Origin of the sequence: Microcella sp., assembly GCF_046296455.1 — a bacterium.
Taxonomy (GTDB): domain Bacteria; phylum Actinomycetota; class Actinomycetes; order Actinomycetales; family Microbacteriaceae; genus Microcella.
Genome location: NZ_JBKBLF010000003.1, coordinates 152288 through 162155, shown reverse-complemented (window position 1 = coordinate 162155; position 9868 = coordinate 152288). Strand labels below are relative to the sequence as shown.

At 70.6% G+C, this 9868-nt stretch carries 1 protein-coding gene; it reads right to left on the bottom strand.

Going from position 1 to position 9868, the window contains the following annotated elements:
- Nucleotides 1-70: 70 nt before the first annotated feature.
- A complete protein-coding gene (locus ACK4HH_RS03105; protein WP_409648194.1) occupies nt 71-9763 on the bottom strand; it encodes a DUF5979 domain-containing protein in 9693 nt (3230 codons plus the stop codon).
- Nucleotides 9764-9868: the final 105 nt, after the last annotated feature.

Genomic DNA, 9868 nt, shown 5'->3' with positions numbered 1-9868 from the left:
CCCCGGCAGAGCATCCGCTCTGCCGGGGCCCGGCCGTGTCCGGCGCGCTTCCGCGCCGGTCGTCGGTGGTCTAGGCCGCCTCGGCCCGGCGGCGTGCGATCAGCAGCAGCATCGTTCCGACGACGAACAGCGACGCGATCACCCAGAGCCAGAGCATGATCTCGACGCCGGTGTCGGCGAGCGAGAGCAGGAACACGTTCGAGAGCGTCGAGTCATTCGCCCCGCCGCCGAGCGTCAGGTCGCCGGCCTGCAGCGCGCCGCCCATCCAGACGAGCTGCGCGGTCGCGCCGCCGCTGTCGACCTCGTCGATCGAGCACACGGAGGTTGCGGGCAGGTCGTCGAAGGTCACCGTCACGCCGTGCGCGATCTCGGAGGTCACGCTCGTCGGCGCCTCGGGGTCGGTCTCACCCGGCACCGTCGGCCACCCGCCGGGCAGCATCGAGACGATCACGCCGTCGCGGTTCCACGTGCAGGCCGTCTCGATGATGAATACCTTGTCGCGGCCCTCCGCGGCGAAGGGTCCGGTGACGGCCTTCGTGATCGAGAAGCTCGCCAGCATGAACGTGTTCTCGATGCCGACGACGTGCTCGTCATCGGCGGCGACAACGAACTCGGCGTCGGTCAGCACCACGCTCGTGGCACCGCCCGTGCGGGTCTCGGTCACGGTGCAGTCGGCGCCCGCGGGAATCTCGTCCCACCGAGCGCTCCACCCGCCGGTGTCGGTGAGCTCGCGCGTCGCACCGCCCGGAATGTCGAGCTCGGTGACGACCCCGTCGATCTCGAGCGTGCACGCGAGGCTCGCCTCGAACGGACCCTGCACGTAGACCCCAGCGGCGTCGCCCGCGAAGGTCTTGTCGACCCGCACGCTGCCGACGTCGAAGGTGTTGGTGACGACGAACCCGACCGGCTCGTCGCCGACGACGACGCTTTCGAGGTCGATCGTCGACGACGTCGCCCCGGCCGTGCGGGTCTCGGCGGCCTCGCACTGCGCGTCGTGCGGCAGACCGGTCCAGGTCGCGCGGTAGAGGGTGTCTGAGCTCAGCTCGCGCGCCGCGCCCCCGGGCACCTCGATCGACTGCTCGACGCCGTCGATGTCGCGCGTGCAGGTGAGCTCGACCTCGAACGGCCCAGCACCCCAGGTCTGCCAGCCAGCGCCGTCGCGCTCTTTCGTCACCGAGACCTCGCCGAGGTCGAAGCGGTTCGTGACGGTCACCTCGTGCGTGATCTCGTCGATCACGACGCCCGCCGTGAGGCCCGCAAAGGGCTCGCCGCCGTCGACCACGATCGAGGTGGCGGATGCTCCGCCGGTCTTCGACTCGGTGACGGTGCAGAGCGCGCCGACCGCGAGGTCGTCGATCTGGATCGGGTCGTCGCCGCGCTCGACAGTGAACGACCCGGTGTAGACGGTGCGCTCGCCGGTGGCGTCGTCGAGCTCGCACACGACGTCGAGCTGGAAGGGAGCATCCGCCCAGGCATCGGCCCCCACGCCCGTGACGGCCTTTGTCAGCGTCAGGGCGCCCACGGGGTAGCTGTTCGTGATCGCGACCGAGCTCGAGGTTCCGAGCACGACGTCGGCGGTCGCGTCGTCGACCGAGACCGGGTCGCCGCCGTCGACGACGACGACGAGCGCCGTGCCACCGGCATCCATCGTGTCGGTCTCGGTCACGGTGCAGAGCGCCCCGTTGGGCAGCCCGTCGATCGTCCAGGTGGCGCCATCGGCGAGGCTCGAGCGCATCGGCGTCTCGGCCGCGTAGCCCGTGCCGTAGACCGCCGATCCCTCGAAGAGGCAGTCGACGGCGATCGGGAATGGACCGAACTCGATCGCCGCACCCGTCTCGTCGACCGCGGCGCTGTCGACGGTCTTCGAGACGCTGATCGAGGCGAGCTCGAAGGTGTTCTCGACCTCGAGCGCGGACTGCGCCTGATCGTCGAGCAGCACCGTGTCGTCGACAACGACCGTGAAGCTCGTTCCGCTCGCGACGTCGTCCGTCAGCTCGGCGCCGTCGGCATCGAGCAGCCGGCTCGACGTGGCCCCGGCCGGATCGGTCTCGGTGAGCGTGCACTCGGCACCCGAGGGCAGCAGGGTGTAGCTCACCGTGCCGCCGGGGCTCACCGAGCGGGTCGCCCCGCCGACGATCTCGACGGCGATGCCGTCGCGCTCGCACGCAAGGCTCACCTCGAAGGGTCCGGCACCGAAGCCCGCACCGGCGCCGACGACCGACTTGGTCACCTCGAGCTCGCCCGTCAGGTAGTAGTTCTCGAGGGTGACGCGGCCGGGCTCGGTCGCCGTGATGACGATGTCGACGCCGTCGATGACCGTGCCCTCGTCGTCGACCATGCGGTGCGCGTCGGCGCCCGTCAGCGCGACATCGCGCTCGAACACGGTGCACGTCGAGCCGTCGGCGAGGTTCTCGATCGTCGTCACGCCGTCGGCCGGCACGGTGACATCGCTGTCGAACGAGACGATGCCGTCGGCGGTCTCGCAATAGAGCGCCGCCGTGAACGAGTCGGGGGCGAACTGCCCGACGCCGCCGCCGATGACGTCTTTACTGATCGTGAAGCTCGAGACGCCGTAGCGGTTCGTGAACTGCGTCGAGTTGCGGGTGACGGGGCTCGTGGCGTCGGCCGCGAGCGAGGGGATGCTCACGGTCGTGCCGTCGATCGAGGTCGCCGTGCCGTTCACGGTGCGCAGCACCGCGGTGGAGTCGGCGTTCTGGTCGTTCGTCTCGGTGACCGTGCACGCCGCGCCGGCGGGAAGGCCCGTGAGCGTGCGGGTCTCGCCGTGCCGCAGCGAGAAGGCCATGGGCGAGGAGGCGAAGTCGTCGGCGAGCACGGTCTCGGACTGGAAGGTGCAGGCGACCTCGTACTCGAAGGGATCGGCCGGGTAGACCGGCTCGCCCTCTGCGTCGACCGCCGCGGTCTGCACCGTCTTGCCCACGGTGATCGAGGCGAGATCGAAGCGGTTGGTGACCGTTCGCGACACCGTCGAGCCACCCACGATCGTGACGTTCGTGGGGTTGGTGACCTGCGTGGCACCCGCGCTCGCGGTCTCAGTGATGGCGCACGACGAGCCCGCGGGCAGGTTGTCGATCGTGGCCGACAGGCTCGTCGCCGCGCTGAACGACAGCAGGCCGTAGTAGACCGAGTTCGAGGGTGCTCCGACGGTGGCCGGCGAGGCCGAGGCCGAGGATCGCGTGCAGCTGACGCGCACCGTGAAAGTGCCGTCGCCGTACTCTGCGGCACCGGCGCCCGTGATCGCCTTCGTGACGGTGAGCGAGCCCACCGCGATGGAGTTCGTGTAGTCCACCGCGTTGGTCGGTGCGCCGAGCTCGGTGTCAGGGGCGAGCACGATGCCTGAGGCCGTCGCCCCGCTCGTGGACGAACCGGCGACCCCGCCGACGGTGACGATCTTCGTCACGGTCGCGCTGCGCGTCTGGGTCTCGGTGACCGTGCAGACGGCGCCCGCGGGCAGGTCGGTGTAGGTGCGCGACCCGCCGTTGTTGAGCGTGAAGGTCGAGGGCGTCATCGTGACTGCCACGGGCCCCGAACCGGTGTCGTACGTGCACGCGACGCTGAACGAGAAGCTCGATTGCATGACGGGGTTGCCCGCCTCGTTGACGGCGCCATTCATGTTCACGGTCTTCGTGATGGTGAGCGAGGCCTCGTCGTAGGTGTTGGTGACGGTGCTCTGCTCGATCGCCGGCCGGTCGTCGAAGGCGGGAACGGGGTCGAGCACGGTCGAGGGGCTCGTGGGCAGCGCTCGCGAGACGACCTCCTGCGGGCTCACCACGGTGTCGGCAGCGCCCGTCGTGCCGACCTCGCTGACGTCGCACACGGCATAGAGCGGGATGCCGAGGATGCGCGTGGCGGCCGCGTCGCCCGTGAGCGTGAACGGCGATCGGTTCGCACCCGTGCTCGAGAGCAACTCGATGGGCTCGGGTTCGTGCTCGGTGCCGGCGCCGTCGATATCGACCGTGCAGGCGAGCGCGACGCGGAAGGTGCTGGGCGCGAAGCGCTCACCGGCCCCCTCGACGACCTTGGCGAGGTCGACGGCACCCGTCGCGAGCGCCACGCCCACCTTGCGGGGCTCGGTGACGAATCGGTAGGGCAGGTCGTTGACCCCGTCGAAGCCGCGCGCCGCGCCAGCGATCGAGTTGTAGGCGATCGAGTCGCGCGCGAGGTTCGCATCGGTCTCGCGCAGTACCGGCTCGAGCGCCGTGCGCGTGCGGTAGGCGACCGAGACCGACTCGCCGGGGGCGAGGCCGACGGGCGTGATGCCGCCGTCTTCGAAGTCGATGACGAACTTCAACGCGACGACGCTCTCGAGCAGCTCGGTCGAGGGCACGGCGGGCATGACCTGCCAGCCGGTCGTGGCGTTCTGCCGATCGAGCAGGCCGCCGGGGGCACTGCTCGTGACGCAGGGCCAGTACGACTCGACCATGGGCGGCGAGCTCGTGGGCGACATGCCCAGATCGTTCTGGATGTCGGCGCCGTTGCACGCGGGCGTCGCCATGTCGAGGCGGTCGGTGTAGTACACCGTCATGGCCTGGTCGGGGTAGCCGACGAGGCGCGGGCGCTCGAGCAGGATGGGCGCCCAGCGCGAGCTGCGGGCGTCGTTGATGATCACACCGCGGTCGTTCTCGCGGGGCAGCACATCGATCGACGAGATCTGGTGCACGCGCACGTTGCCCGCGTTAAAGAAGTAGCCGACCCACTCCTCGGTGCCGCCCGGGCGGGTGATCGGCACGCAGGGGTAGCGGTAGTAGAGCTCGCCGTCGACGGCCAGCGTCGGCTCTTCGCACGTCGCGGGGTTGCTCGCGACGGTCTTGATGACGCCGAGGTCGTCGTAGGGCGCGCCCGTCTCGGGGTCGATGAGCGCCGTGCCGTCGAGGTCGAGCGGCCCGGCTTCGACGCCCTTGACACCCTTGATGATCGTCATGGGCGCGCTCGGCAGGGCCCAGACGCGCGTCGACGCGGTGCACGACGGCACCTCGGTGATCGTGGCCTGCAGCACGCCGTCGACCGCGGGGGTGCACTCGTCGAACTCTTGGTCGCTCGTGACCGTCGCGGTGTTGAGCACGAAGTTCTCGGTCGCGCTGCCGGCCTCGAAGAACTGGCGGAACTGCAGCGGCGCGCTGATCGTCATCGACCAGTCGTGCTCGAGCACGAAGGCCGGGTCGATCGTGATCGTCAGGGGCTGGCCCGTCGGCTCGGCCGTGCCGAGCACGGCCGTGAAGGTCGGCGCGGTGACGGGAGCGTTCGCCTCGTCGAGCACCTCGATCTCGACGACATCCTGCGGATCGAACGTCAGACCGGTCTCGGGGTCGAGGCCGAGCACGAGCTGCGGGCCCGAGCCGTCGACGGGGATGAGGTCGACGACCTCGAGCCCCGTGAGCTGCTTGTCGAGCCCCGTGCCGCGGTTCGTCACCTCGATCTCGTAGGGCACGGGAGCCCCGAGCGTGAGCGGGCCGTAGGGGGTCTTGACGATCTGCACCTTGGCGGGGCGGTGCTGCACGAGCAGCTGCTTCGAGTCGTCGTCGGTCGCCTGCCAGAGCGGGGCATCCACCCCGTTATCGGCCCACGCGGTGACCGTGAGGTCGTTCGTGAACACGCCGATCTCGGTCTCTCCCGGAGCGGGCTGCGTGTAGATGTAGAGCGTCGACGGCACGGGCTCGCCCGCGGGCTCGACGAGCACGTCGCGGCGGGTGGCCGTGAAGCGCAGCGTCTGGCTGGGGTTGAAGGGGCGCTCCCACGCGGCGCCGTCGGAGCGCGTGTACTGCGCGCGCAGACCGCGGATGTCGGAGACCGTGACCCCGGGAGGCAGGGTGGGCAGGGCGAGCGAACTCGCGAGCGCACCCTCGACCCAGCAGGCGCTGAGATCGGTGCTGCCCTCGCATTCAACAGTGATCGCTCCCGTGCCGCCGTCGATCACGTAGTCGACGCCGACGAGCACGTCGACCTTCACACGGTTGATGGGAGTCGAGAACGAGTGCGAGCCGAAGGCGGTGAACGTGTAGGCGTTCCAGAAGCTCGGGCTGATGTCTTCGAAGAGCATGTCGGTCGAACGCACGGTTCCCGAGGGCTGACCCGTGAGTGTGACGGTGGCCACACGCGAGTTTCCGACGATCTGGGTCGCGGGAGTGCTCGGGGTCGCCGTCGTGTCGGCGACGATGCCCTTGGTGGCCGTGACGCCGTAGGTGTAGTCGACGACCGTGACCGCGGCCTCGTCGCGCGCCGTGAGCGTGACGAGCGTCTCACCGTCGGCCGGTGCCGTGACGCCGCCCGGGTCGACGATGCGCGCCTCGGCGGTGTTGTCGACGATCGGGCTGCTCGTCGAGTCGACGATCGTGCCCGGGTCGCTGCGCAGGGTCGGCCGCAACTGCGTGTCGACGATGACGCGCGTGCTCGCCTGCACGTCGATGCGACCCGTGTGCACGACCTCGAAGCCGATGACGTCGGCGAGCTGCGCCGTCGTCAGGGCGAGGGCGGCGGCGATCGTGTGCGTCGTCACGCTCGGTCCCTCGCGCGTGAGGCGCACCTCGCTCGCGGTCGCCCCCGACGGCACGGTAATCGAGACGATGTCGAAGAGATTGACGGCATCGAAGGGATCGGTGCCCGCGACGGGGTCGACGATCGCGAGCTCGTCGACGCGCGACACCGACTCGTTCGTGGCCTGCACCGTCATGCGCGCGCGGGGGTAGAGCGACTGCGGGGTACCGGGCGGCGGCGTGCCGAGCGGGCCATCGACCCAGGTCTTCGTGATCTCGACCGTCAGAGGCGTGTCGAGGATGAGGATGTCGTCGGCGGCCGTGCGCGACAGCAGCACCGCACCCTCGGCGTCGCGCCCCTGCATGAGGGCGGTGTTGCGCACCTGGCCGACCTGGCCCGGGATGTTGTACTCGGCCAGGCGCGTCGCCCCGAGCACGGCGGTGGCGGGGTCGGAGCGCCGCACATCGCGCACCTCGAAGACGAGGCGCAGGTCGCGGCTGAGCGACATCGACGGGGCAACGCCCGTGCCGACGGGCGGCGCCGTGGGCGTCGAGCCGATGCGCGCGGCGCGCGTCGGGCTCTCTTGCACCACGAGCCGCACGCCCGTGGCGTTCGCGCTCTCGCTCGCGCTGAGGGTGTAGCCGGGGAACGTGCCGTCGCACGCGCTGCCCGCGCAGGGGTTGCCGCTCGCGGCGGTCCAGCCCGATCCGGGCAGGTAGAGCTCGACGGCGACGACGCGGTCATAGGTGAGCAGCGGATCCATCGCGGGGGTGATCGCGGGGATGCGCACGAGATCGAAGGCCTCGAACACCGTGTCGGCGACCGGCGTCGTCGCGGGGTCGCTCGCCGAGTCGCTGATCACGACCGAGTCGAAGGCCGCGCCGCCGGTGCCCCAGCTGATCTCGACCGTGGCCTCGTCGGCTGAGCGCGCGTTGACGGCCTGCGTGCCCGTGCTCGCGACCGGCAGCCAGGTCTTGCTGATGGCTGTGACGTTGCCCGAGCCGTCGCCGCCCTCGGTGGCCGTCGGCAGCAGCGTGATCGACTCGGCGGCGTCGGCCGTCGCCTCGACGGGGTCGGCGGTCGGGTTGGCGACGCGGCTCTGCGCCGCGTTGGCGATGACGACCGCCTCGAGGCGCGTCGACGATGCGGCCTCGCCCGTGCCGTCGCGCAACTGGTCGCGCAGGCTCACCGACAGGTTGGGCTGGGCGCTGAACCCCGGGTTCAGCAGGGTGCCGAGGGTGTCGTAGTCGGCGTGCCGGTAGGTGAAGCGCACGCCCTCGATCGACTCGCGCAGGGCGGGGTCGATGGTCGTCGAGAGGAACGACGGCCCGGCGACATCGGTCGCCCCGGGCAGCGGCAGCCAGTCGGTGCCGTCGAAGTACTCAACCGAGAGCACGGTGCTGCCCGGCACGGCCGTAGCGACGATGGCGGTGAGATCGAACCAGTTCCAGAACTCGTCGGTGCTCGCGTCGAGCGGGTCGGTGATCACGAGCGACGTCGAGCCGACGGTCGAGGCGGTCGGGTCGACGGCCGCGGTCGGCAGCGGCGTGACCCGGGCCGGGATCGAGATGAGCGTCGTCGCACCGGCGATCGCGTAGAGCTCGTCGGGCAGTGCGGTCTTGCCGATCGAGGTGTTGACGCGCGAGGTACGGCGAGTGAGGTCGTCGCTCGCCTCGGCCGAAGCGATCGCGTCGGCGAGCGTGACGACATCGACGCGCACGGTGTTCGACTCGGTCGCATCGCTCACGACCGCGTCGGTCATGGCCAGGAAGGGCAGCACGGCGTACTGGCCCGGAGCCATGCCCTGCGGCAGGGTGCTGAGGAACCGCACGCGGATGTCGGTCACGAGCGCGGCATCCACCGGCTCAGGAAGCGAGTCGGCCGTCGTCGTGACGATCGCGGCCGCGAACTCGGTGTCGCCCGCGTAGCGGTAGCTGACCTCGGCGCTTGTGGCGCCGACGGGCCACTCGATGTCGGCCTGCACCCAGCTCGTGAACGAGAGCCCCTGGTCGGCGAGCGAGGTCGAGCCGGGCGCGGGCTCGGTGAGCGTGAGCTCGCGCAGGCCGAAGTCGCCGCCGTTCGAGCCGCCGAGCGTCGCGAGCACCTGCTGCCCACCGATGATCGAGTTCACATCGAACTGCTTCGTCGCGACGGGCCGGATGCTCGGCGGTCCGATGACGATCGAATCGGTCGCCTGCACCGGCGTCGTCGACTCGCTGTCGGCGACGACCCACGACGAGGCCGTGTTAACGATCGTCGTGGGCTCGGTGACGAGGGCGGCGGTCGCACTGAGCTCGGTGTCGAGCGTGATCGCGGCTGTCGCGCCGACGGCGATGCGGCCGCCCGTCGAGCTCGTGAAGACCAGGCGCAGGGCACGGATATCGGCCGCGTCGACGCCGCTCGGCAGGCTCGCGGTCGGCGCTGCGGTGCCCTGGCTCCACACCGAGCCGTCGAACCAGTCGACGCGCACCCGGTCGGCGCCGCTCGGCATCGTGAGCCCGCTGAACCCGGTCGGCTGCAGCAGTGAGAGCACGGTCGACGAGGTGTCGGCGGGCTCTTGCACGACGAGCGAGTCGACCGAGCCATTGCTCGAGTTCGTCGCGCCGAGCGCGATCGCGACGGGCGTGCCCGCGACGGCGGTGGCGGAATCGGGCGTGACGGTCTTGGTCACCTGCGAGGCGAGCGTGCGCTCGACCTCGAGCCGCACCTCCGCGCTCGACTCGACCGAGCTCGGGCGCGGCGGGTCGAGGGCGAGGTCTTCGCGGTTGGCGACGCTCACGGTGGCCGTGTTGGGCAGCACCGCGCCGTCCCAGTCGGCCGAGAGGTCGGCGGGCACCGTCGCGGTGGCATTGATCTGGATGCCCGTGCCGGCCTGCAGGCCCACGAGCCCGCCGCCGAGGTCGTCGATCACCCGCACGCTGAAGGTATTGCCCGTGATCTCGACGTCGATGGGCGGAATGGACTGGGCGGTCGTGACGGTCTGCAACTCAAGCGGCTCAGGCACGACGTCGTCGAGCGTGAGGTCGAGGCAGTCGGTCTCGAGCGACGAGCAGTTGATCGTGAACTGGTAGGTGACGGTGCCGCCGGGGGCGACGGCGGCGTCGGCGGCCGCCGGGATGGCGTCTTTCTCGAACTGCACGAGCACGGGCTCGTCGGGGTCGCCCTCCGCTGCCGTCGCGGGCTGGAAGGCGAGGAAGGGCGCGAAGAGGGTGAGCAGGGCGACGACCGCGATGCCGGGCAGGGTTCGACCGAACGGGCTGGAACGGCGCAGCATCCCGAATCGTGCCGTCGATCGACGAGGTGCACTGGATGCTGCTGCGGTCATGGTGCTGGTCCCCCCGGGTGCGCACCCGAGAGCGGGATCAGGCGACCCTGACCC